Origin of the sequence: Streptomyces sp. TBY4, from assembly GCF_024213195.1 — a bacterium.
In the GTDB taxonomy this organism is placed as follows: Bacteria; Actinomycetota; Actinomycetes; order Streptomycetales; family Streptomycetaceae; genus Streptomyces.
The window spans coordinates 293028-313450 of the sequence record NZ_JANAVF010000004.1; the positions used below are offsets into that span (position 1 = coordinate 293028).

The following is a 20423-nucleotide window of genomic DNA, read 5'->3' on the forward strand; positions in this document are numbered from 1 at the left end:
GAGGGCCCTCGCCCCACCGAACTCCTGCGGCCGGCTGTCCCCGGCCTCGGGTTGACGCGGGATTCCCCGACTCAGGTTTCCCTGCGGCCTTCCAAATAGGTCGTGTGCGTCTGCTGACGGCGGGCCTCCGTTTCACGGAGGTCCGCCGTCATGCGTTCCGCCTCCTCGCGCAGCAGCGTCAGCTGCCGCTCCAGGTGGCGTTCGGGCGATTCGCCGCCCGCCGTGAGCCGGGTCCACCAGCGGGTCCGGTTGTAGGTGTCCACGCACTCCGGCACGTCCGTGCGGATGGCCCGGGTCAGCGCGTGCACCGCCTCCGGGTCGGCGGCCAGGACCCCCGCCACCCAGCCCGGCTCCAGCATCGCCGCGTACAGCTCCAGCAGCCCGGCCAGCACCCCGGCCGGCTCCGACGGCAGGTCCACTTCGCCGACGTACTCCTGCAGCCGCGTGAAGTCGTCCCGTACGAAGCCCAGTTGCTCGGCGGGCTCCGGCGGCACCGGCGGGGCCGCCACGTCCGGCGGGGCGATCAGCGCGCCCGCCCCGTACAGCCCGGCGACCACCACCGGCCAGTAGGTGCCGGCCACCCCGGTGAGGGTCAGGCCCACCCCGACCAGCCCGCAGGCGCTGCCGGCCAGGTTCTTCTTGGACTCGAGGAACTTCAGTGCCCTACTGGTAGCCACGGATCTCCTCGAAGGCTCCGTCCAGCGAACCGTTGCCGTCGGTGGCGTCGAAGAGCCGCCCGCCGGTCAGTTCGGTGATGTGGGCGAGTTCCTTGCGGTCCGAGTCGCCGAACAGCACCGCGAAGACCGGGGTGTGCTTCTGCGCCTCCGGCAGGCCCGCGTAGAAGGCGTCGAACTGCTTGGCCCCGGCGCCCGCCGTGTTCTCGCCGTCCGTCATCAGCACGATCGAGGTGAAGGCGTCCGCGTTCCCCTGGCCGAGGTGCTGGTAGGCCGCCTGCAGACTGCTGTAGATGGCCGTGCCCCCGTCCGGCCGCAGCGACTTCACGTCCGCCCGGATCGCGTCCAGGGCCGGCCCCGGATTGCCCGGCTCCACCGTGTGCGGCAGGACCTTCTTCACCTTGTCGCCGAAGGGCACCAGCGTGACCTCCTCCCGGTCCCGGAACCGCTCTCCGGTGCCCGAACTCCCCGTCCCCGTCAGGTCGGTGAGCGCCGTCTTCAGCCGGCCGATCCGGTCCTCCTCGGCCATCGACCCCGAGGTGTCCAGCACGTACACCGTGCGCGAGGGCCGGCGCAGCTCGTTCTCGTAGCTGGCCAGCAGCCCGTCCGCCACCGACCGGGTGCCCGGGAAGGGGAGCTCGCGCCGCTTGTCCGGGTTCAGCCCGGCCGCCGGGGTCACCCCGGCCGCGACGGGCCGCCGGAAGGTCTTCTCGGTGATCGCCTTCTGCGCCTCGGCGCCGCGCAGGTACTCGGTCAGCACCCGGCCCGACTCGCGGGCCCCGTCCGGGGCCGAGGTCAGCAGGGTCAGCGGGTAGTGCGCCGTGACCACGCCGTCGAGCGGCCGGATCACCGTCAGGTCCGTCTTCGCATCCCGGTTCATGGACAGCAGCACCGACTCGTAGTTCACCAGCGCGTCCACGTTCCCGCGCTGGGCGTACGCCGAGGCCAGCCAGCCGGAGGAGCCCGAGGTCAGCTTCTGCCCGGTGAAGAACCCCTTCAGCAGGGGCTGCGCCTTCGCCACGTCCGCGTCGGTCAGCGCCGCCTGGGCGCCGGAGAGCCCGGAGGCCACCGAGACCAGTGCGGAGAAACCGGAGTTGGAGCGCACCGGGTCGGTCATCCCGTACGTCAGCTTCCCGCCGGCCACGGCCTCGTGGACCGCCGACCAGGTCACCGACTCGGGCTTCCAGCCCAGCCGGGCCAGCGCCTCGGGCTTCACGCCGAGGGCCACCGGCGAGGACATCACCGGGGTCTCGCTCGACAGCTTGCCCGCGGCCTCGGGCCGCAGCCGCAGGTAGTCGTTGGAGGCCAGCCAGACGGCGTCGTACTTGCCGTCGGCCTTGCCGGAGGCGATCTGCTCGACCGCGTCGAGGGTGCCCGACATCGTCAGCTCCACCGAGACCCCGGTCGCGGCCTTCGCCGCCTTCAGCACCTCGTCCAGGTCGGACAGCTCGCTGGAGGCCAGGACGCGGAGCTTGCCCTCCTGGTACGCGGTCTTCCCCGGCTTCGCCTTGCCGTCGGGCTCGTCCTCCGTGCACGCGCTCGCCCCGAGCAGGGTGGCGGCCAGCGCCACCGCCGCGGCGAGCCGCCGGCGCATCACAGCTCTGCGGATGCTCATCGATCGGTCCCGCCTTCCAGGGCGCTCGCGGTGCGGGTGCGCGCCAGGTACGCGGACGCGTTTTGCAGTTCGCCGGTCAGGGATTCCACGGTGGCGGCCATGTTCTCGGTGGCCTGCACCTTGAAGGTGTCGATGGTGTCGAGCGTCTTGTAGATCTGCGCGAAGGCCGTCCGCAGGGTCTCCGCGCCGACTGCCGGATCGGCGGCGATCCGCTGGATCTCCCCGCTCTGCGTGGACAGCATCTCCGCGTTGCCGCGGATCAGCCCCTCGGTGGTGTCGCGCAGGGTGTTGATCTGCTTGATGACCTCGCCCTGGGTGTTCAGGGCCTGCGCCAGCATCACGGCGATCCGCAGCGCGGACACCGTTGTGGTCGCGGCCCGGTCGACGCCCTTGATCAGCTCTTCGTTGTTGCGCCGCACCACGTCCATCGCCAGGTAGCCCTGCGCGCAGACGGCCAGCTGGGTCAGCAGGTCCTGGTGCTTCTGCCGTACGGGGAACAGCACGTCCACGCGCAGCGCGTCCGCCTGCTGGGGGTCGCTCTGGGCGGCGATCCGCTGTTCGACGGCCGCGTCCAGGGCCTCGGTGAGGACCGCGTACTCCTGGAGCTTGCCCATGGTCTCCCACAGGCGGGCGCGCTCGGTGTGCAGGGCGGCGTTGTCGCGCCGCAGCTCGTCCTGGCCGCCGCGCAGCGCGCCGACGATCCGGTTGAGGGTGGCCTGCGAGGAGGCGTACTTGGCCACGTGGTCGCGGAACTTGTTGCCGCCGGGCAGCTTGGACAGCAGCTTGCGCACGCCCTTGCCGGCGCTCTCGCTCGGGTCCAGGTCCTCGACCGTGCGCCGCAGTTCGACCAGCGAGCCCGCGACACGGGCCTGGGCGTTGCCGCCGCCGTCCGCGTCGAGGGAGCGTACGGCCCGCTCCAGCATCCGGTTGGACTGCTGGGCCGCGCCGCGGATGTCTGCGGAGCCGAGCCCGGCGATCTCCCCGATGCGGGTCGCGAACTCGGGGGAGCGGCTGTCGATGCCCGCCAGCGAGCCGACGTACTCCCCGGCCCGGCGGGCCATCTCCTCGCGCACCCCGTCCTGGAGCGGCACCAGGCCGGAAGCCTGCTCCCGCTTGACGGGGGCCACGGGCTCGGGGGCGGTGAGGACGAGCGGAGCGTCCTCGGGTGGTGTCAGTGTCATGGTCCGGTGGTCCCCCTATCCCTTTCCGGTGGCGCGCGCGGCCAGCGCCATCAGGACCTTGGTGGTCGGTGCGCCGACCTGGCGCAGGCCCGTCAGCTCCGTCTTGAGGTACGCGGTGTGCGGCGCGGCGGCCGCGGTGAACTCGGCCACCCCCTCCGTCGGCCGGAACCCGTGGCGGACCACGAGCGAGCGCAGCTTCGGGTCGGTGGCCAGCAGGGAGCCGAGCTCCCCGGCCTTCTCGCTGATCGGCACGAAGGTGTGCGGGGAGTTGACGGTGGTGTCCGGGTACAGGACCACCATGTCGCCCGGGTCCTGCTTCTGCTGGAGCAGGCTGGCCACCTGGGACTCGTAGGCGAGGATGAGCGGTTCGCCGCTGCCGCTGATGAAGGCGCGGAAGGGGCCGTCCGTGCTCTGTTCCAGGGAGCCCTGGACGGAGATCAGCTTCTTCATCAGGGGCGCGGTGCGGTCGATGGCGGCGTCGTCGGAGACGACGGTCGTGCCGTTGGCGACGTTGGAGGTGGTGGCGAGGAAGAGCGCGCCCGAATTGGAGGCGGTGGGGTCGGTGGTCTTGATGAACACCGTCCCGTTCAGCTCTGGGTAGGCGCTGGTCCCGCCCTGGAGCTCCTGCCACTTCTTGTCCTCGGCGGCGGCCTTCAGGAAGGGGCCGAGGAGGAGGGTGCCGGAGTTCTTGCCGGTGACCTTCGCGAGGCCGTGCTCGCTGAGCACCTTGGCCGCGTTGGCACGGGCGATGACCACGAGCGGGGAGAAGAAGGGCTTGGTGTTCTGAGCACCCTTCACACCCGCCTTCACCTCGATCTCGGCGGCCGGCTCCGCACTACTGGGGAAGGCGAAGTCGAACTCCTCAAGGGCGAGTTGATCCATCGCCCAGGAGCCCGAGGTTTCGGTCTTCACGGTGTAGCCCTTGTCAGCAAGGGCCTTGACGACGTCGGGGTCGCGGAAGAACTCGGACTTCTCCGAACCGATGACGCCACGCACGGTCTTCGTTGCCGTGCCCTCCGGCTTCTTTCCTCCGAGGGCGATGACGGCTATCACGCCGCCGATCAGGAGGACCGCCAGGGCGATTCCTAGGATGCGTCTCACGGGTGCAGCGTGCTCGCGGAAACCCACATTCCGCGCGGAGTTGCGTGAACGCGAGGTGACGAGGCGGTCCCACTTCGAAATGCTGTGTGGGCCCCGGGGTGCTGGTTCGCGGGGCGGCCGGCCGGGAGGATCGTTCCATGGGTGGCGTGAGCGCGTTGAAGTGGCAGGGCTGGCTGGTCGCCCTGGTGTTCGTGGCGGGACTGCTGGTCTTCGCCCCGCTGGGGCTGTACGTGTGGGCCGGCGGGCGGCCCGCGGTGCGGCCGGCGGGGGCGGCGCCGGAAGATGTCCGGATCACCGATTGCCGGATCGATCCGGCAAGCCGTCGCGTGGTCGCCTCCGTAGAGGCGGTCAACGGCTTCCCGGAGCGGGGGGCTTACGTGATCACGGTGGAGTTCCGCGAACAGCCGCCGCCGGCTCGGCCCGGGGGCGCGGAGTCCCTGGCTTTGCCCCCGGCGGCCAGGGGCCCGCAGGTCCTGATGAAGATCCCGGGTGTCGCCCCGGCTGCGACGGAGCGTGCGGAGGCCCTGGGCCCGGTCTGGCCCCAGGCTGCGATTCCCTGGTGCGGCATCGCGGCTGCTGACTTTGCCCCGGACCCGCCCTTCGCCCGTTCCCTGGGGCTTCGCCCCAGACCCCACGCCTCAAACGCCGGCGAGGCTGGAAATGCCGGCATTCTCAGCCCGTCCGGCGTTTGAGGACCGGGGTCCGGGGCGGAGCCCCGGGGAACGGGCGAAGGGCGGGTAGGGGACAAGCCCCGCAGGGCGGCACGGGCCGCAGGCCCGTAGGGCGCGACCCGCGCGCGGGATGGGCTGCACGTTCAAGCCCCGCAGGGCATGGCACCCGGTCCGGAGCCTCCGCGGCCCCGGACCGGGGCCGTCAGTGGGCGCCGACGAGATCGAGCGCAGCGGCGTGCGCATCCATCCGCTCGGCGGCGAGGATCGCGACCGTGGTGTCGGCGCGCGACGCGGCGACGAGCAGCGCACGGGCCGCGAGGTCATGGGCGCGCTGGTGCAGCGAGGCGGTGACCCCGGCGTCGGGCTCCCCGCCGGAGCGCCGCGCGCGGGCGGGCTGGGCCCCGCGCAGGCGGGTCACCTGGGTGGCGATGGTGGCGGCGGCCTCGTCGAGGCCGAGCTCGTCGGTCACGGTGAGCAGCGCGGCGAGGTGCCCGGCGAGCTGGATGTCCAGGGCTTCGGCGCGGCTGCTGCGCGGGTAGTCGCTGCGGTGGCCGCCTATGCGGGGGTCGACCGCCTTGGTGCGAATCGGCTCGTACATGGGAGGCCTCCTGCGTGGGTCAGGAGACCATCCTACATTGGATCGGTTCTAAAGTTGAGCTGAATCTTGGTCCTGCGTGTCGGCTTAAATGGGACTTGTGACGGCCGGTGGCGGCGATCACTCTTCTTCTTTTCGGCACGTACGTACGGGGTGGGGCGTTATGGCTGGGGCCGCAGGCGAGTCGGGCAGACCGGAAGCATCGGGCATACCGGGCGTAGAGGCGGTCGTCCGCAGCGACGCGGCGCTCCTGGAGGAGGACCTGGCGGCCTTCCTGGCCTCCCTGGTGGCCCCACCGTCCGCGGACGACCCGTCCCTCTACGACTCCGTGCTCGGCCGCGCCCTGTACGAGCCCGTGGCCGACGCCGTCGGCTCGAAGGTGGGCCAGGAGGCGCTGGCACCCACCGCGGGAGCGCCCGCGGGCCGGGCCCCGCTGCGCCCCTCGATGGTGTTCTGGGCCTACCGCAACTACCGCGGCTTCCCCGGCCCCGACGGCGAGGAGGCCGATGCCGCGGACCTGGCGGCGGTCCGCCGCGCGGCCGTGGCGGTCCGCGTGCTGCTGAAGGCGGCCGTCGCCCTCGACGACATCCAGGACGGCAGCGGCCTCCGCTACGGCGAGCCCGCCCTCCACGTCACCCATGGCGTCCCGCTCGCCCTCAACACGGGCTCCGTGCTGATCACCGCGGCGCTGGAGCACGCGGCCGACCCGGCCGTCGTACGGAGCCTGCTGCGCTCGGTCGGCCGGGGCTTCACCGGCCAGGCCGTCGACGTCTCCACGCGCACCGCGCCCACCCGCGCCGAACTGCTGGCCGCGCCCCTCCGCGAGCGGGTGGCCTTCTGGGAGTCGGTGGCCGCGCTCAAGACGGGCACGCTGTTCTGGATGCCGCTGGACGCGGCAGTCGCGGCCCTGGGCGTCGTGGAGGACGAACGCCGGGTCCTCGACGGGGCGATGCGCCGGCTCGGACTGGCCAGCCAGCTGTTCAACGACCTGACCGACTTCGTGCCCGGGTTCGGAGGCCGGGGCACCCACGAGGACTTCGGCCAGCTGAGCAACCGCGTCCTCCTCGAACTCCTCGACTCCGCACCCGCCGACCTGCGCGCGTCGGGGGAGCTCGCGGGGCCGCGGCTGAAGGAGTTCGTGCTCGGTCACCCGGAGCTGCGGACGACCCTCCTGTCCCTCGCGGCGGAGGCGGTGGAGCTGAAGCGCGCCGCGATGGAGGCGGTGCGCGGGGTGTGCCGCTCCGAGCGGAGCGCCCGGTACTTCGAGGTGACGATCGAACGCAAGGGCCACCTCATCGACCGGCTGCACGCGACCCTCCTGAAGGGGGAGGGCGCATGAGCCCCACGGTCGTCGAGCGCATCCGGGCGAGCACCCGCGGCCGGCACGAGGAGCTGGAGGCCACCGCCTTCTCCGCCGCGATGCTCGCGGGGACGCTCCCGCTCGACCGGTACGTCGGCCAGCTCGCCGCGTACCGCACGGTCCTGGCGGCGCTGGAGGGCGAGCTCTCCCGCGCCACGGGCCCGTGCCTCGCCTCGGTGTGGTCGGCGGATCTGGTCAAGATCCCCCTCATCGACCGCGACCTGATGCACTTCGCCGGGGACGGCGTGTTCCCGGCGGCCTTCGCGGCCGCCCGGGCGGCGGCCTTCGCGGGGGAGATCCGCGCCGCGGCGGACGCGGACCCCCTGGCCCTGCTCGGGTTCCTCTACGTACTGGAGGGCTCCACGCTCGGCGGCATGATCCTGCGCCGGTACGTGACCGAGGCCTACGGTCTGAGCGGCACGGACGGCGTGGCCTACTACGCCGCCGGTGACCGCGAGCGCTGGGCCGGCTTCACGGCGCGGCTGAACGGGGCGCTCCCCGGGCCGGAGGAGCAGGAGGGCGTGATCGTCGCCGCCGGGCGGGCCTACGACCACGTCGCCGCGATCTCGCAGGCCCTGTCCACGGGCCTCGTCGCCACCGCCGCGTAGGGCGGCGGTGGCGCTCGACGGCTACGGCTGGCCGTAGCCGTCGAGGAAGTTGCCGATCCGGGTGACCGCGTCGGCGAGGTCCTTCGCGTTCGGGAGGGTCACGATCCGGAAGTGGTCGGGCTCGGGCCAGTTGAAGCCCGTACCGTGCACGACCATGATCTTTTCCTCGCGCAGCAGGTCGAGGACCATCTGCCGGTCGTCCTTGATCTTGTAGACGGACGGGTCCAGCTTCGGGAAGAGGTACAGCGCGCCCTTGGGCTTCACGCAGGTGATGCCGGGGATCTGCGTCAGCAGGTCGTAGGCGGTGTCGCGCTGCTCCAGGAACCGTCCGCCGGGCCGCACCAGGTCTTCGATCGACTGGCGGCCGCCGAGCGCGGTGGCGATGGCGTGCTGGGAGGGCATGTTGGCGCAGAGCCGCATGTTCGCCAGGATCGTCAGGCCCTCGATGTACGACGAGGCGTGCTTCTTGGGCCCGCAGACGGCCATCCAGCCCGAGCGGTAGCCGGCGACGCGGTAGTTCTTGGAGAGCCCGTTGAAGGTGAGCGTCAGCAGGTCCGGCGCGATGGCGGCGGTGTTCGTGTGCGTGGCGCCGTCGTAGAGGATCCGGTCGTAGATCTCGTCCGAGCAGACGACCAGGTTGTGGCGGCGCGCGATGTCCGTGAGCCCGCGCAGCATCTCGTCGTCGTAGACGGCGCCGGTCGGGTTGTTCGGGTTGATGATCACGATCGCGCGGGTCCGGTCGGTGACCTTGCGCTCGATGTCGGCGAGGTCCGGCATCCAATCGGCCTGCTCGTCGCAGCGGTAGTGCACGGCGGTGCCGCCGGCCAGGCTGACGGAGGCGGTCCACAGCGGGTAGTCCGGCGCCGGGACGAGCACCTCGTCGCCGTCGTCGAGCAGCGCCTGCATGGACATCTGGATCAGCTCGGAGACCCCGTTGCCGATGTAGATGTCCTCGACGTCCAGCTCGATGCCCCTGGTCTGGTAGTGCTGCATCACCGCACGGCGCGCGGACAGCAGCCCCTTCGCGTCTCCGTAGCCGTGGGCGGTGCCCAGGTTGCGGAGCATGTCCTCAAGGATCTCCGGCGGGCACTCGAAGCCGAAGGCCGCGGGGTTGCCGGTGTTGAGCTTGAGGATGCGATGACCTGCTGCTTCGAGCCGCATCGCCTCTTCGAGGACGGGTCCGCGGATCTCGTAGCAGACATTGGCGAGTTTCGTTGACTGGATCACCTGCATGACGGGAGCTTACGGGTCCTGATGGAGGCGCGCCCCGCTATTTGACGTGCAGCGGAGGGGCGGGCGGCGGACCGATATGTCCCCTTTCGGGCAAAGCTTGGGTACGGGCGCCACGAGCCCTTTGAAACCGGGGCCGGCCCCCCGTTCCGGCCTGCGGAATGGGGTGGGCCCGGCGGAGGGATCCGGACCGGTGTTGCGCTCGTCACCCTGCCCGGTCCTAAGGTGTCCGCGGCGCGCGGCGGTGATCAAGGAAGGCGGGGGATGCGGGAGATGAGCGGTACGGGAGTGAAGGGCGATGCGGGAGTGAGGGGAGGCGCGGCCGTGAGCGGCGGCGGCCCGCGGGCGGACCTCTCCTCGGTGCTGCGCTTCGCGACGGAGCTGTGCGCGTGGGTGGCGGCCCCGTGGGCGCTGGCCGGCTGGTCGGTGACGGCGGCGGTGGCGAGCGTGGTGCTGCTGATCGGGCTGCCCACCGTGTTCTCGACCCCGGGGGACAAGGCCCAGGTGATCGTCGCCGTACCGGGCGGGGTGACCGTCGCGCTGGTGCTGCTCCAGCTGGTGGCGGCCGTGGCGGCGTCCTGGTCCGCCTGGCCCGTGTGGGCCGCGGCGGCGGTGACGGCCCTGGCGGTGGCCTGCCTGATCACGGAACGCACCCGCTGGCGCGGCCTGCTGTCGGCGGCGCGAGCCTGAGCGGCTGCGGCAACGCGAAAAGGGGCGGGGCACCACCGGTCGGTCGGTGGTGCCCCGCCCCTGCCTTCGGGGTGATGCTCAGGCTGTCGTCGGCCCGGGCGTCGTGGTCGCTCCGGAGCGGATCCGGTGGATCCGGCCCTGGGAGTCCAGGTGCTGGAGGTCGCGGTGGATGGTCATCCGGCTGACGCCCAGCTCCCGTACGAGATCGGCGACCTGTACGCGGCCCCTGGCCCGTACCGCTCCGGCGATCAGCTCGCGCCGCTCCTCGCAAGGCATTCCCCGTCCGGGGGTGCGCTGCGCCGCGGACATGCTTACTTCGCCTCGGCCTTGAGGATCTCGGCGAGCTCCTCGTCGGACTCGCGGCCCGGGGTCGGCAGGTTCCACTTGGTGATGGCGAAGCGGAAGATGAAGTAGTAGACGACCGCGAAGCAGAGGCCGATGCCGGCCAGGCCCCACGGGTTGGACGCGATGCCGAGGTTGAGGAAGAAGTCGATCGCGCCGGCCGAGAAGCCGAAGCCGTCCTTCATTCCGAGCGACCAGGTCAGCGCCATGGACACACCGGTCAGGACCGCGTGGATCGCGTAGAGGACCGGGGCGATGAACATGAAGGTGAACTCGATCGGCTCGGTGATGCCCGTGACGAAGGCGGTGAGCGCGAGGGAGAACATCATGCCGCCGACGACCTTGCGGCGCTCGGGGCGCGCACAGTGGGTGATGGCGAGGCAGGCGGCCGGGAGGGCGAACATCATGATCGGGAAGAAGCCGGTCATGAACTGTCCGGCGCTCGGGTCGCCGGCGAGGAAGCGGGCGATGTCACCGTGCTTGCCGTCGAACTCGCCCGCCTGGAACCACGGGAAGGAGTTCAGCAGGTGGTGCATGCCGACCGGGATCAGCGCGCGGTTGGCGACACCGAAGATGCCCGCGCCGACGGCGCCGGAGTTGACCAGCCACTCACCGAAGCCGTGGATGCCCTTGCCGAGCACCGGCCAGATCAGGCCCATGACGATGCCGATGACCAGACCCGCGAGGGAGGACAGGATCGGGACGAGGCGGCGGCCGCCGAAGAAGCCCGCCCAGTCCGGCAGCTTGGTCCGGTAGAACTTCTGGTACAGCAGGGCGACGACGATGCCCATGACGACACCGCCGAGCACACCGGCGTTGACGGGTGCCTCGACGAGGGCGACCTTGCCGTCGACGACGGCCTGGATCTTCGGCACGTTGCCGTCGGTGAAGGTGCCCAGCACCTTGGCGAAGACCAGGTAGCCCGCGACGGCCGCGAGGCCGGTGGAGCCGTCGGCCTTCTTCGCGTAGCCGACCGCGATGCCCACCGCGAAGAGCAGAGCCAGGTTGTCGAAGATGGCGCCGCCGCCGGCGGCCATGTACTTGGCTATCTCGTTGCACCAGCTCGGCAGCGAATCGCTGCCCAGCATGTCCGGCTGGCCGAAGCGCATCAGCAGGGCGGCGGCCGGCAGCACGGCGATCGGCAGCATGAGGCTGCGGCCGAGGCGCTGCATGACCGCCATCGCGGCGGAGTTCTTCTTGGCAGACGGGGCCGTCTGCTCGGCTGTACTCACGTGCTTCCTCCAGAGGAAACGGGGTGTGTTGCCAAGGCAGGCAGCGCTTGTGTGGGCTGGGCAACAGCGAAGGAAATTGCGCTATTTGCAGCGCGATGTTCCAGTTGTAACACGGTTAAAACGGCATAAACCCAAGGCCGGACAGACTGTGGACCTACGACCCGCAGGCTGAGGTCGGAAGCCCCCCGAACCTCGTGCCCTCCGGCGATGTCAGAGGGTCCGCGTACCTTTCGGGAGGGGAAACGAGGGGGGATTCCACATGGAGGACCGGCTGAGGTTCATCCGGGGGGACGCGAGCAGTCCGCAGGCCGCCGGGCCGAAGATCATCGCGCACGTCTGCAACGACCTCGGGGGCTGGGGGAAGGGCTTCGTGCTCGCGCTCTCGAAGCGCTGGAGCGAGCCGGAGGCCGCGTACCGGGCCTGGCACCGGGGGCGCGCCGGGAACGACTTCGGGCTCGGCGCGGTGCAGCTCGTGCAGGTCCGCCCGGACGTCCGGGTCGCGAACATGATCGGCCAGCACGGCATGCGCACCGGCAGCGCCGGTCCGCCCATCCGCTACGAGGCGGTCGAGCGCTGCCTCGCGCTCGTGGCGGACCGTGCCGCCGAGCTGGGGGCCTCCGTCCACATGCCCCGCATCGGCTGCGGGCTCGCGGGCGGGAAGTGGTCGCGCATCGAGCCGCTGATCCGGGACGGCCTGTGCGCGAAGGGCATACCCGTCACGGTGTACGACTTCGACTAGCGCTCCGGCGTCGCGGGCCTCTCGGCCGGCGCCGACGTCCAGCCCTGGCGGTGGAGGGCCGCGAGGCCGTTCAGGAGCAGATCCAAGGCGAATTCGAACTCGGCCTGGTCGTCGCAGCCGCCGCCCACCGTGGAGCCGTCGTCGTGGGCGGCCGTCGCGGCCAGTTCCGCGATGTGCGGGAAGCGCGCCGCCAGGGCGGGGTCCGGGGGGCCGGCGGGGCCCGAGGTGTCGAACAGCTCCTGGCTGAAGCCGAGCAGGCGGCTGCCCATCGCGTGCATGGCGTGGTGCGTGAGGTCGGCGGAGAGCCCGCCCGCCCGGAAGGTCCCGGCCATCGAGTCCAGGTGGGCCAGTACGGCCGGGGTGGGACCGGTCCGCGACTCGATGACCCGGGCCGCCCAGGGGTGGCGGAGCAGCACCCGCCGGGCCGAGAGGATCCGCCCGCGGATCACGTACTGCCAGTCGGGGCCCGCGGCCGGCGGGTCGATCTCGCCGACGACGGCGTCGGCCATGCCGTCGAGCAGCTCCTCCTTGTTGGCCACGTGCTTGTAGAGGGCCATCGGTACGACGTCCAGCTCCTGCGCGAGCCGGCGCATGCTGAGTGCGTCGATCCCGATGGCGTCGGCGAGCGCGACGGCGGCGCGCAGCACGCGGTCCTTGTTCAGCGGGATCCGCTGCCGGTCCGCGGCCTTGTCCGCGGCCTTGCCCGTGGCTTCCTGGCGGGTCATTGCGGGTCGGCCCCCTGCTCTCCTCGGCCCTCGGCGGCCCCTCGGCGGCGCCCTCTCCTTGACGAGTGTACGCAGTACACCTATGGTCGCCGTCAGGTGTACGGCGTACACCTCCATCGAGCGAGGGGTGCCAGAAGATGAGTCCGGACCGGAGAACCGCGGTGGCCGTCGGGTCGCTGTTCCTGCTGACGGAGGTCGCCGCGATCGCCGGGGCGGTGCTCTACCGCCCCCTGCTGGGCGCGGCGGACGGCCCGCTCGCGCAGGGCGCCGACACACGGGCCCTGCTCGGGGCGCTCTGCGAGGTGGTGCTCGTGGTGGCGGTGGCCGGGACCGGGGCGGCGCTCTTCCCCGTCCTGCGGCGCCACGGCGAGGGCCTCGCGCTCGGGTACGCCTTCGGAAGACTGCTGGAGGCGGCCGTCATCGCCCTCGGGATCGCCGCCGTCCTGGCGCTCGTCACCCTGCGCCGGGACGCGGGAACGGCGGTGGCGGCGGACGGCGCCGACGCCGCACTGGTGGCCCTGCACGAGTGGACCTTCCTGCTCGGGCCCAACATCGCCCTCGGCCTGAACACCGTGCTGCTCGCATACCTGGCGTACCGCGCACGGCTCGTGCCGCGCTTCATAGCCGTGCTGGGTCTGGTCGGCGGGCCGCTGATCTGCGCCTCGGCCGTCGCCGTGATGTTCGGGGCCTACGAGCAGCTCAGCGCGGCGGGGGCCGCCGCCGCGCTCCCGGTGTTCGCCTGGGAGCTGGCGCTGGCCGGCTGGCTGCTCGTCAGGGGCTTCGGGCCCCGCGGGATCAGCGACCGAGTTCGATGATCACCAGGGGGATCTCGCGGGGGGCGGCCGCCGTCTGGTGGTCCTCGTAGGCGGGCCACAGGGCGGTCATGGCCTCCCAGTACGTCTCGCGCTCCGCCGGGGTCGCCGTGCGGGCGTGGGCCTGGGCGGTCAGGGCGCCGACCTGGAGGCGGACCTCGGGGTGGGCGGTGAGGTTGCGGTACCAGGAGGGGACGCCCGGCGTGCCGTCGGCGGCGGTGGCCAGCACGATGTGGCGGCCGTCGTCCTTCACGTAGATCAGCGGGGTGCGGACGGGCCGCCCGGAGAAGCGGTCGAGGGTGGTCAGCAGGAGCGTCGGGACGCCGTGCCACAGGTGGCCGTCGGCGCCGGAGCTGTCCACGTAGGCGCGCACGTGCGCGGAGAGCTGCCCGGCCGGCGGGTCGGCCGGGTGGTCCCAGTCGACCTGGTCGTGGGGGGTGGTGGCTGTCGTCTGGATCGTGCGCATCGTCGTCGTCCTCTGCAATAGGCCCCCGCGCGCCTAACGAGCATCCACCGATTCTGGATGCGCACCGGCCGCGGCGCACCTCGGGAGGCCCGCAGGACGCACCGCGGGGCGGACCGGAGTGCCCGGTCCGCCCCGCTCCGGGCCCACCTACGGGAGGTAGCGTTCGAGCGCCCTCGGGCCCTCCTTCTCGATCAGCTTGCGAGCCTTCTCGACCCGTTCCGGAGTCACGTCCTGGCCGCGCGCCATCACGAGGTCCTCGGGGTCGAAGGGGTGCTCCGAGCCCGTGTAGAGGTGTGCGGGGCGCTGGGGCTGCTGGTCCGATTCACTGTCCATCGCTACCTCCTGCTGTGTCCCCCTGGCCCCCATCCTCCGGCCGCGCCCCCATGAACGCACCTCGGGGCGCCGGGGGGCCGGGGGAGCCGCGTCTCAGGCGGTGACGGCCGCCAGCAGGGCCGTCAGCGCGACGATCGCGCCGCAGATCCCGAGGTTCACGGCCTTGTGCTCCCAGAACACCGCCACGAACTCGCGGATCGTCGCGCTCGGCCAGAAGTACGCCGCCGTCGGCGATCCCAGCACCTGGCCGTTGACCCCGGCCTTGCGGGCCATCATCGCGGCGCGGAAGGCGTGGAAGTTGTTGGTGACCACCACGCAGCGGTAGGCGGGGTCCTCCGCCTCCATGATCGTCCGGCTGTACAGGAGGTTCTCCTCCGTCGTGCGGGACCGGTCCTCCAGCCGCACGTGCTCCGCCGGCACGCCCTCGGCGATCAGCCAGTCGGCCATCGCCCGCGCCTCCGCGAGCTTCTCGTCCGACCCCTTGCCGCCCGAGGTCAGCAGCAGCGGCACCCGCCCGCCCCGGGCGATCTGCGCGTCGTGGATCGCCCGTCCCTTGCGCAGCCGGGAGGCCAGCAGGGGCGGGACCCGGTCGCCGCCGATGAGGCCGGAGCCGAGCATCACCACGAAGTCCACGTCCCCGTGCACCTTGATCCGGCCGTAGAGGAAGGCGTAGGCGAGGAAGCAGAGGAAGAGGAAGGAGACGTACCCGGCGAGCAGGACCACGCCCACCACCACCGCGTCCCAGGCCCCGGAGCCCCGGCTGCCCAGGGTCAGGACGAAGGCGATCAGGGCGAAGATCGACACCCCGGCCGCGAAGGAGAGGAGGGCCGGGCGGCGCCCCTCCTTGCGGTGCACCGTCACGGCGTTGCCGATGAGGAAGAACCCGAGCGCGATCGTGCCGAGCGCCGGGACCAGGAAGACCAGCGCGACGACGGCGGTGTCGAGGCCGGCGGGCAGGCGCGGGACCAGGGTGAGCAGTCCGACGGACAGGAATATGAGGGTGAGGCCCAGGTAGACCGCGTTGCGGAAGCGCCGGCGGTCCTCCCGGACGCTCACGCCGAAGAGGACGAGGAAGAGAGCGGCAGGAACAAAGGCGTACATGCCGCTCATCGTATGTGCGGCACGCGTCCGACCGGAGGCTGCCCGGCGGCCGGTCAGCGGCCTCCGTGCGACGTCCGACGGACGGCCCGCCCCGCAAGGACGTCCGTCCTGCGCCCTTCCCGCACGACGAAACGCCCGTCGATCAGGACGTGCGGGATCCCGGCCGGCAGCGCGCGCGGACGCTCGTACGTCGATCCGGCCGCGACCGTCAGCGGATCGAAGAGGACGAGGTCGGCCCGGTGCCCGGCGCGCACCAGCCCCCGGTCCGGCAGCCGTAGCCGTGCGGCGGGACGGCCGGAGAGGTGGGCGACGCACTCCTCCAGGGAGAGGACCCCCAGCTCGCGCACGTAGTGCCCGAGGTAGTGGGGGAAGGTGCCGTAGGCCCGCGGATGCGGTTTCGCGCCCTGCAGGATGCCGTCCGAACCGCCCGTGTGGACCGGGTGGCGCATGATCGCCCGGACGTTCTCCTCGTGCCCGACGTGCTGGAGGATGCTCGGTCCGAGCCGGTCGCCCAGCAGCAGCGCCCGGGCCGTGTCCCAGTCGGGGACGCGGGTGCCGACGTACGCCCCGTAGGCCGGGTCCGTGGTCCCGGCGATCTCGATCGTCGACCAGTCGACCGGGACCCCGTGGCAGCCGTCGGCCCCCTCCACCTCCAGCGCGTACCGGATCCGCTCGGCCTCGGCGTCGTCGCGCAGCCGGGCGAGGACCGCCTCGGGTCCGCCCTCGTTCGCCCAACTGGGCAGCAGGGCCACCAGGGTGGTGCAGCCGGGGGTGTACGGGTAGCTGTCGAGGGTGATGTCGGCGCCGCCGGCCAGCGCCCCGTCGAGCAGGGCGAGCAGCTCGCCGGCCCGGCCCTCGTTCTCCCCGAAGTTCATCGTGGCGTGCGCCAGGTGCAGCGCGCAGCCGGCCTCGCGGGTCAGCTCGACCATCTCGGCGTAGGCGGCCAGGGCGCCGCGGCCGTAACTGCGGTGGTGCGGGCAGTAGTAGCCGCCGTACTCCGCCACCACCCGGCACAGTTCGGTCAGTTCGGCCCCGGAGGCGTACATGCCCGGGGTGTAGGTGAGCCCGGAGGACATCCCTACGGCGCCCTGCGCGAGCCCCTCGGCGACCAGGGTCCGCATCCGGTCGAGCTCCGCGGGCGTGGCGGGGCGGTCGCCCCAGCCGACGACCTGCGCGCGGACGGTGCCCTGGGGGACAAGGTAGGCGGCGTTGACGGCGATGCCCTGCCCGCCGTGGGCCCGGTCCAGCCGGTCCAGGTAGCCGCCGACGTCACGCCAGTCGAAGTCGATGTCCTCGCCGGTGCCGTTCCAGCCGGCGATGGCGGCCCGCACCTCGGTGAGCGTGCGGTCGTCCGCGGGGGCGTAGGACAGGCCGTCCTGGCCCAGGACTTCGAGGGTCACGCCCTGGGCGGCCTTCGCGCCGTGGTCGGGATCGCGCAGCAGGGCGAGGTCGCTGTGGGCGTGCATGTCGATGAAGCCGGGGGCCAGGGCGAGGCCGGCGGCGTCGAGCGTGCGCCGCCCGCCGCCCGCGATCCTGCTGCCCACTTCGGCGATGCGGCCCTCGTGGATCCCGACGTCGGCGGTGTAGGAGGGCCCGCCCGTGCCGTCGACGACGCGGGCCCCGCGGATGACCAGGTCCATGCGCTTAGAAGAACGTCCGGACGTACTCCGCGACCGTGCCGTCGGCCTCCACCACCGGGATCAGCGGCCACTTCTCGAAGATCGTGCACGGGTGGGACATCCCCAGCGCCACCCAGTCGCCGACCTGCACGTCCTCGGCGGAGTCGGTTTCCAGCCAGGCGTGCTGGTCGGAGAGCTTGAGGACGCGGATCCCCGTGGCCGGGCGCTCGGCGCCCGTGAGGGGGTCGCGGACGAGCTCCGCCTCGGGCAGCCCGAGGTCGTAGGCGATGTCCCGCTTACCGGCGTTGACGAAGGCCTGGGTGGGGGAGGGGCGGGAGACCACCTGCGTCCAGAGCCGGAAGGCGGGACGCAGTCCGCCCTCCTCGGGGACCCGGTTGAAGGGGGTGAGGCGGGTGTACCAGCCGTGGTCGTGGGAGACGTACGCCCCCGAGCGCAGCAGCTTCAGCACCGGCCGCGAGAGCTCCGGCAGCTCGGCGAACACGTCGGCGACGGCGTCGAACCAGGCGGAGCCGCCCGCGCTGACCACGATCTCCCCGACCCCCTCGAACCGGCCCGCCTTGTCGAACTCGGCGGCGAGGCCGGTGAGCCGGCGCAGGTAGGCGTGGACGGAGTCCGGATCGGCGCCCGGGACCTCGGCCTCGTACCCGGCGACGCCGACCAGGCGCAGGGTGGGGGCCTCGGCCACGGCATCGGCGACGGCCCGGCACTCCTCCTCGGTACGGGCCCCCGTGCGGGCGCCCTCGCCCGCGCCGAGCTCGACCACCACGTCGACGACGGCGATGGCGGGCTGCCCCTGGAGGGCCCGGTCCATGAGCTGGACCCCGCGCACGGAGTCCACGTAGCAGACGAAGCGGAAATCGGGGTCCGCGGCGAGCTCGGAGGCCACCCAGCGCAGGGCTGCGGCGTCGACGAGCTCGTTGGCGAGGAAGATCCGCTGGATGCCGAACGCCCGGTAGACGCGCACCTGGTGGGGGACGGCGGCGGTGATGCCCCAGGCCCCGTGGTCGAGCTGGCGCCGGAACAGCTGTGGGGCCATGCAGGTCTTGCCGTGCGGGGCGAAGGCGAGCCCGTGGCGCTCGGCGTAGGCGCCGAGGGCGGTGAGGTTGTGGCTCAGCGCCTCCGCGTCGAGGGTCAGTACGGGCGTGGTGAACCCGCCGGTCCACAGGCTCCGCCGCTGCGCGGTCAGCTCCCCGACGGTGAGGCCCGCCTGCCCGGCGTCCGGGGGGAGTCCCTTGAACCGGTGGTCCACCGGCTCCTGGGCGAGGGCCTGGACGGGGTCGCTGGGCATGTGCGGGTGCCTCCGGGGGTGCGGGGTGTTGCATGTGCTGCAACAGTCGTTGCGTATCACGCTGCATGCTGTCTAACATCCCGGGTGACGACGGGTCAACGGGGCCGGACCCGACAGCCGCACGAAGGGACACGGCGTGAGCCAGTCGGTGGAGCGGGCGCTGCGGATCCTGCCCGCCCTGGCCAAGGGGCCGGCCGGGCTCGGCGAGGTCGCCGAGGTCCTCGCCGTGCACAAGAGCACGGCCCTGCGGCTGCTGCGGACCCTCCAGGAGCACGGCTTCGTCTACCGGCAGGGCGACGGGCGCTACCGGCTCGGGGCCGCCCTCTTCGCTCTGGCCTCCGAGTCCATCGAGAACCTCGACGTGCGCGAGATCGCCCATCCGCACCTGCTGGAACTCAACCGGATCACCGGCCACACCGTGCACCTCGCCCTCCACCAGGACGACGAGGTCGTCTACGTGGACAAGGTCGACAGCCGCTACGCGGTCCGGATGTACTCGCGCATCGGCCGGCCCGTCCCCCTCACCGTCGCCGCCGTCGCGAAACTGCTGATCGCCGACCTGCCGGAGGCGGAGCGCCGGGCCCTGGCCGAGCGCATCGAGTACCCGGCCTACACCTCCCGCTCCACCCCCGACGCCGCCGCGTACCTGCGCGAGCTGGACCTCGTACGCGCCCAGGGGTGGGCCACCGACCTCGGCGGCCACGAGGAGTCCCTGAACTGCCTCGCCGCCCCCGTCCGCGGACCCGACGGCCGGGTGGTCGCCGCGATGTCCGTCTCCGCCCCCGGTGTGGTCCTCTCCGTCGTGGGGCTGCTCGAACTCCTCCCGCTCGTACGGCAGACCGCCGACGCCATCGGCCGCGAGTACTCAGGCTCGGGCCCCGCACAGGAACAGGAAGAAGACAGGCCATGACCGAGAAGACCGCCATCACCCCCGCCACCCACACCGACCCGCCCGCGAAGTTCTCGCACGGCGTCCGCAAGGGCAACATCCTCCAGGTCGCCGGCCAGGTCGGCTTCCTCCCGCACGTGGACGGCCAGGAGCCCACCCCGGCCGGCCCCACCCTGCGCGAGCAGACCCTCCAGACGCTGGAGAACGTCCGCTCCGTCCTGGAGGCGGGCGGCGCCACGTGGGACGACGTGATGATGCTGCGCGTCTACCTCACCGACACCACGCACTTCGAAGAGATGAACGGGATCTACAACGCCTACTTCGAGGAGCAGAACCTGAAGGCGGCCCCCTCCGCCCGCACCACCGTGTACGTGGGCCTCCCCGGCGACCTGCTGATCGAGATCGACGCCCTCGCGGTGCTCGGCTGACACGGGCGGGCGGCGGGGGTTTTGGGCCGCGTCTCACGGTGTGTACCGGCCGGTGACCGCTTGCGCCGTTGTGTGTATCTTGAGCGCCGTTCAAGTACACATCATGTGGGGGGAACTCTCTTGCGCAAGCGCTCTGTTATAGCCACGGCCATCGCCACCGGCACGCTGGCCGCCCTCGCCGCCACCCCGGCCCAGGCCGCCGAGTCCGGCTCGGCCCTCAAGCTCCGCGGGGTCCAGTACGACGCCCCGGGCGCGGACTCCAACAGCTGCTCCACGGGCAACACCCGCGACGAGTACCTGACGATCAAGAACTACTCCACCACGGTGACGGTCAACCTCAAGGGATACGTCGTCAAGGACGCCACCGGCAACAGCTTCACCTTCACCAACAACCACTACCTGCAGCCCGGTGACTTCGTGAAGCTCCGGGGCGGCAAGGGCACCGAGTCCGATGCCTCCAACGTGGCCTACCGCGGCAGCTGCAACTTCATCTGGAACAACGACCGCGACACGGTCTACCTGAATCGCCCGTCGGGCACGACCGCGGACTCCCACTCCTACACCAAGAGCGGGTCCGACGCCGACGGCAACGGATACATCCCCTTCCACGGCTGACGGATGCGGGTGGGCGCCGACGGGCACGGACCTGCAATTGGGTACCCTCACGGTTGACTTCGGGGCGCCGGCGGGGGCCGGGACGCCG

At 72.0% G+C, this 20423-nt stretch carries 23 protein-coding genes; 9 read left to right on the forward strand and 14 right to left on the reverse strand.

Features of this window, described 5'->3' with window-relative positions; all coding sequences use genetic code 11:
• Nucleotides 1-71: 71 nt before the first annotated feature.
• Genes NLX94_RS12000 through NLX94_RS12015 form a run of 4 tightly spaced genes read right to left on the reverse strand, consistent with a single transcriptional unit; the run spans nt 72 to nt 4571 of the window.
• Nucleotides 72-677, reverse strand: a complete 606-nt coding sequence (locus NLX94_RS12000) for a hypothetical protein (protein ID WP_254382651.1) — start codon at nt 675-677, stop codon at nt 72-74.
• Nucleotides 664-2289: a substrate-binding and VWA domain-containing protein gene (locus NLX94_RS12005; RefSeq protein WP_254382652.1), complete on the reverse strand. Its 1626-nt coding sequence runs from the start codon at nt 2287-2289 to the stop codon at nt 664-666. Before NLX94_RS12005 ends, NLX94_RS12000 begins: the two co-directional genes overlap by 14 nt.
• Nucleotides 2286-3470 (reverse strand): toxic anion resistance protein, encoded by a 1185-nt coding sequence (locus NLX94_RS12010; protein WP_254382653.1) that lies wholly within the window; start codon nt 3468-3470, stop codon nt 2286-2288. Before NLX94_RS12010 ends, NLX94_RS12005 begins: the two co-directional genes overlap by 4 nt.
• A 15-nt stretch (nt 3471-3485) precedes the next feature.
• Nucleotides 3486-4571, reverse strand: a complete 1086-nt coding sequence (locus NLX94_RS12015; protein WP_254382654.1) for a substrate-binding domain-containing protein — start codon at nt 4569-4571, stop codon at nt 3486-3488.
• Between the two features lie 146 nt (nt 4572-4717).
• Between NLX94_RS12015 and NLX94_RS12020 the strand changes: the two genes are divergently transcribed.
• A complete protein-coding gene (locus tag NLX94_RS12020) occupies nt 4718-5263 on the forward strand; it encodes a hypothetical protein (RefSeq protein WP_254382655.1) in 546 nt (181 codons plus the stop codon).
• A gap of 181 nt (nt 5264-5444) precedes the next feature.
• Here the strand turns inward: NLX94_RS12020 and NLX94_RS12025 are convergent, their stop codons facing one another.
• A complete protein-coding gene (locus NLX94_RS12025) occupies nt 5445-5840 on the reverse strand; it encodes a hypothetical protein (RefSeq protein ID WP_254382656.1) in 396 nt (131 codons plus the stop codon).
• Between the two features lie 160 nt (nt 5841-6000).
• Here NLX94_RS12025 and NLX94_RS12030 point away from each other — a divergent pair, with 160 nt between their 5' ends.
• Both NLX94_RS12030 and NLX94_RS12035 read left to right on the forward strand, forming a co-directional pair.
• Entirely contained in the window at nt 6001-7176 is a 1176-nt protein-coding gene (locus tag NLX94_RS12030) for a polyprenyl synthetase family protein (RefSeq protein ID WP_254382657.1), read from the forward strand.
• Complete coding sequence (locus NLX94_RS12035) at nt 7173-7805, forward strand: biliverdin-producing heme oxygenase (protein ID WP_254382658.1); 633 nt, start codon at nt 7173-7175, stop codon at nt 7803-7805. Before NLX94_RS12030 ends, NLX94_RS12035 begins: the two co-directional genes overlap by 4 nt.
• A 21-nt stretch (nt 7806-7826) precedes the next feature.
• Here the strand turns inward: NLX94_RS12035 and NLX94_RS12040 are convergent, their stop codons facing one another.
• Nucleotides 7827-9038, reverse strand: coding sequence for a pyridoxal phosphate-dependent aminotransferase (locus NLX94_RS12040; RefSeq protein WP_254382659.1), 1212 nt, complete (start codon nt 9036-9038; stop codon nt 7827-7829).
• A 261-nt stretch (nt 9039-9299) separates the two neighbouring features.
• Between NLX94_RS12040 and NLX94_RS12045 the strand changes: the two genes are divergently transcribed.
• Nucleotides 9300-9725, forward strand: coding sequence for a hypothetical protein (locus tag NLX94_RS12045; RefSeq protein ID WP_254382660.1), 426 nt, complete (start codon nt 9300-9302; stop codon nt 9723-9725).
• A 78-nt stretch (nt 9726-9803) separates the two neighbouring features.
• Here NLX94_RS12045 and NLX94_RS12050 read toward each other — a convergent pair whose 3' ends face one another.
• Together NLX94_RS12050 and NLX94_RS12055 are read right to left on the reverse strand one after the other, a co-directional pair.
• Nucleotides 9804-10034 (reverse strand): DeoR family transcriptional regulator, encoded by a 231-nt coding sequence (locus NLX94_RS12050; RefSeq protein WP_254382661.1) that lies wholly within the window; start codon nt 10032-10034, stop codon nt 9804-9806.
• A 2-nt stretch (nt 10035-10036) separates the two neighbouring features.
• Nucleotides 10037-11248: a PTS transporter subunit EIIC gene (locus tag NLX94_RS12055; protein ID WP_254382908.1), complete on the reverse strand. Its 1212-nt coding sequence runs from the start codon at nt 11246-11248 to the stop codon at nt 10037-10039.
• 310 nt (nt 11249-11558) lie between these two features.
• Between NLX94_RS12055 and NLX94_RS12060 the strand changes: the two genes are divergently transcribed.
• Nucleotides 11559-12038: a macro domain-containing protein gene (locus tag NLX94_RS12060; RefSeq protein WP_254382662.1), complete on the forward strand. Its 480-nt coding sequence runs from the start codon at nt 11559-11561 to the stop codon at nt 12036-12038.
• Here NLX94_RS12060 and NLX94_RS12065 read toward each other — a convergent pair.
• The gene (locus NLX94_RS12065; protein WP_254382663.1) at nt 12035-12763 is read right to left on the reverse strand and encodes a TetR/AcrR family transcriptional regulator C-terminal domain-containing protein; all 729 of its coding nucleotides are present in this window, start codon (nt 12761-12763) and stop codon (nt 12035-12037) included. The genes NLX94_RS12060 and NLX94_RS12065 overlap by 4 nt on opposite strands.
• Before the next feature lie 137 nt (nt 12764-12900).
• Between NLX94_RS12065 and NLX94_RS12070 the strand changes: the two genes are divergently transcribed.
• On the forward strand, nt 12901-13578 hold the full coding sequence (locus NLX94_RS12070; protein ID WP_254382664.1) for a DUF4386 domain-containing protein: 678 nt from the start codon (nt 12901-12903) through the stop codon (nt 13576-13578).
• On the opposite strand, the gene NLX94_RS12075 is transcribed toward NLX94_RS12070, so the two are convergent.
• From NLX94_RS12075 to NLX94_RS12095, 5 genes are all read right to left on the reverse strand, one after another.
• Nucleotides 13559-14041: a nitroreductase/quinone reductase family protein gene (locus NLX94_RS12075; protein ID WP_254382665.1), complete on the reverse strand. Its 483-nt coding sequence runs from the start codon at nt 14039-14041 to the stop codon at nt 13559-13561. The two genes, NLX94_RS12070 and NLX94_RS12075, sit on opposite strands and share 20 nt — an antisense overlap.
• Nucleotides 14042-14188: 147 nt before the next feature.
• Nucleotides 14189-14374, reverse strand: coding sequence for a hypothetical protein (locus NLX94_RS12080; RefSeq protein WP_254382666.1), 186 nt, complete (start codon nt 14372-14374; stop codon nt 14189-14191).
• 93 nt (nt 14375-14467) lie between these two features.
• Nucleotides 14468-15475, reverse strand: coding sequence for a YdcF family protein (locus NLX94_RS12085; RefSeq protein ID WP_254382667.1), 1008 nt, complete (start codon nt 15473-15475; stop codon nt 14468-14470).
• A 53-nt stretch (nt 15476-15528) separates the two neighbouring features.
• The gene (locus NLX94_RS12090) at nt 15529-17115 is read right to left on the reverse strand and encodes an amidohydrolase family protein (protein WP_254382668.1); all 1587 of its coding nucleotides are present in this window, start codon (nt 17113-17115) and stop codon (nt 15529-15531) included.
• Between the two features lie 4 nt (nt 17116-17119).
• Nucleotides 17120-18403, reverse strand: a complete 1284-nt coding sequence (locus NLX94_RS12095; protein WP_254382669.1) for an amino acid deaminase — start codon at nt 18401-18403, stop codon at nt 17120-17122.
• Nucleotides 18404-18539: 136 nt separating this feature from the next.
• Here NLX94_RS12095 and NLX94_RS12100 point away from each other — a divergent pair, with 136 nt between their 5' ends.
• From NLX94_RS12100 to NLX94_RS12110, 3 genes are all read left to right on the forward strand, one after another.
• Nucleotides 18540-19313 (forward strand): IclR family transcriptional regulator, encoded by a 774-nt coding sequence (locus tag NLX94_RS12100; protein WP_254382670.1) that lies wholly within the window; start codon nt 18540-18542, stop codon nt 19311-19313.
• Nucleotides 19310-19720: a RidA family protein gene (locus NLX94_RS12105; RefSeq protein ID WP_254382671.1), complete on the forward strand. Its 411-nt coding sequence runs from the start codon at nt 19310-19312 to the stop codon at nt 19718-19720. Before NLX94_RS12100 ends, NLX94_RS12105 begins: the two co-directional genes overlap by 4 nt.
• A 120-nt stretch (nt 19721-19840) precedes the next feature.
• Nucleotides 19841-20335: a lamin tail domain-containing protein gene (locus NLX94_RS12110; protein WP_254382672.1), complete on the forward strand. Its 495-nt coding sequence runs from the start codon at nt 19841-19843 to the stop codon at nt 20333-20335.
• Nucleotides 20336-20423 lie beyond the last annotated feature (88 nt).

Excerpts from the sequence above, each read along its gene's own strand:
- NLX94_RS12005 (WP_254382652.1), bottom strand. The coding sequence starts at position 2,289 with ATGAGCATCCGCAGAGCTGTGATGCGCCGGCGGCTCGCCGCGGCGGTG.
- NLX94_RS12010 (WP_254382653.1), bottom strand. The coding sequence starts at position 3,470 with ATGACACTGACACCACCCGAGGACGCTCCGCTCGTCCTCACCGCCCCC.
- NLX94_RS12025 (WP_254382656.1), bottom strand. The coding sequence starts at position 5,840 with ATGTACGAGCCGATTCGCACCAAGGCGGTCGACCCCCGCATAGGCGGC.
- NLX94_RS12030 (WP_254382657.1), top strand. The coding sequence starts at position 6,001 with ATGGCTGGGGCCGCAGGCGAGTCGGGCAGACCGGAAGCATCGGGCATA.
- NLX94_RS12035 (WP_254382658.1), top strand. The coding sequence starts at position 7,173 with ATGAGCCCCACGGTCGTCGAGCGCATCCGGGCGAGCACCCGCGGCCGG.
- NLX94_RS12040 (WP_254382659.1), bottom strand. The coding sequence starts at position 9,038 with ATGCAGGTGATCCAGTCAACGAAACTCGCCAATGTCTGCTACGAGATC.
- NLX94_RS12045 (WP_254382660.1), top strand. The coding sequence starts at position 9,300 with ATGCGGGAGATGAGCGGTACGGGAGTGAAGGGCGATGCGGGAGTGAGG.
- NLX94_RS12050 (WP_254382661.1), bottom strand. The coding sequence starts at position 10,034 with ATGTCCGCGGCGCAGCGCACCCCCGGACGGGGAATGCCTTGCGAGGAG.
- NLX94_RS12055 (WP_254382908.1), bottom strand. The coding sequence starts at position 11,248 with ATGGCGGTCATGCAGCGCCTCGGCCGCAGCCTCATGCTGCCGATCGCC.
- NLX94_RS12060 (WP_254382662.1), top strand. The coding sequence starts at position 11,559 with ATGGAGGACCGGCTGAGGTTCATCCGGGGGGACGCGAGCAGTCCGCAG.
- NLX94_RS12065 (WP_254382663.1), bottom strand. The coding sequence starts at position 12,763 with ATGACCCGCCAGGAAGCCACGGGCAAGGCCGCGGACAAGGCCGCGGAC.
- NLX94_RS12070 (WP_254382664.1), top strand. The coding sequence starts at position 12,901 with ATGAGTCCGGACCGGAGAACCGCGGTGGCCGTCGGGTCGCTGTTCCTG.
- NLX94_RS12075 (WP_254382665.1), bottom strand. The coding sequence starts at position 14,041 with ATGCGCACGATCCAGACGACAGCCACCACCCCCCACGACCAGGTCGAC.
- NLX94_RS12080 (WP_254382666.1), bottom strand. The coding sequence starts at position 14,374 with ATGGACAGTGAATCGGACCAGCAGCCCCAGCGCCCCGCACACCTCTAC.
- NLX94_RS12085 (WP_254382667.1), bottom strand. The coding sequence starts at position 15,475 with ATGTACGCCTTTGTTCCTGCCGCTCTCTTCCTCGTCCTCTTCGGCGTG.
- NLX94_RS12090 (WP_254382668.1), bottom strand. The coding sequence starts at position 17,115 with ATGGACCTGGTCATCCGCGGGGCCCGCGTCGTCGACGGCACGGGCGGG.
- NLX94_RS12095 (WP_254382669.1), bottom strand. The coding sequence starts at position 18,403 with ATGCCCAGCGACCCCGTCCAGGCCCTCGCCCAGGAGCCGGTGGACCAC.
- NLX94_RS12105 (WP_254382671.1), top strand. The coding sequence starts at position 19,310 with ATGACCGAGAAGACCGCCATCACCCCCGCCACCCACACCGACCCGCCC.